This window comes from Serratia sp. H1w (assembly GCF_000633355.1).
GTDB lineage: Bacteria > Pseudomonadota > Gammaproteobacteria > Enterobacterales > Enterobacteriaceae > Chania.
Genome location: NZ_AYMQ01000201.1, coordinates 1 through 857 on the forward strand (window position 1 = coordinate 1; position 857 = coordinate 857).

Genomic DNA, 857 nt, shown 5'->3' on the forward strand with positions numbered 1-857 from the left:
AACACATTGAATACTTGACCGTCTTCCCCCTCCTTCACGGCAGCCTTCAATTACGCCATGATGGTAAGCGGCTCATTTAGACCGTATTGACACTCAGACAGCGGTAAGGTCGACTTTCCACGGCAGCAGATCCCCCCATGTCAGGGTAGTTGTCGCCTCTAACTGAAACCATTCAGGGGGCTGGAGACAACGATAATGAAAACGTATTCACCTGAGCTCAAAGCTGCTGTGATTGCCAGAATGATGCCACCACACAATCAGCCTGTTGTTCAGATTGCACGCTCTGAGGGGATCCCTATCAATACGCTTTACACCTGGCGTTCCAAGGCAGGCATCTCGACCATAAGCACCAACGCTGAGGTAAAACACCCACAACACTGGTCTCGGGAAGCTCGCTTCGCCATACTGGTTGAAACGGCCCCTCTTTCCGCCCATGCTGTTGCTGAATACTGTCGTCGTAAAGGACTCTACCCTGAGCAAATTCAGCAGTGGAAGAATGAGATAATGCAGCCAGAGCCGGGTCGTGACGCAGAGTTAGTATTGTTGTATGCTTCGCTTTTTGGGTAACTGATAGTAAAGATTGATGTGGTTTGTCCCCGCTGTTCTGAAACTCAGGGGGTGATCAGAAACGGTCATTCCAGCTCAGGAACGCAGCTCTATCGCTGCAAACAATGCCTGAAGACCTTCCAGCTCAGCTATCGCTACAACGGAGCTAAACCCGAAACCCATCAGACCATTATTGATATGGCGATGAACGGCTCCGGATGCCGCGATACGGCAAGGGTATTGAAGATAAGCCTCAACACCGTTCTCCGTCATCTAAAAAACTAGCCCCGCTGTCAATACCGATTGAATTC

The 857-nt window shown here is 50.3% G+C and carries 1 protein-coding gene and 1 pseudogene; both read left to right on the forward strand.

Going from position 1 to position 857, the window contains the following annotated elements:
• Positions 1–195: 195 nt before the first annotated feature.
• Positions 196–567 (forward strand): transposase, encoded by a 372-nt coding sequence (locus U869_RS0128710; protein WP_025123675.1) that lies wholly within the window; start codon positions 196–198, stop codon positions 565–567.
• A 3-nt stretch (positions 568–570) separates the two neighbouring features.
• Positions 571–825, forward strand: a pseudogene (locus U869_RS31285) (IS1-like element transposase); the annotation flags it as partial.
• Between the last annotated feature and the right edge of the window lie 32 nt (positions 826–857).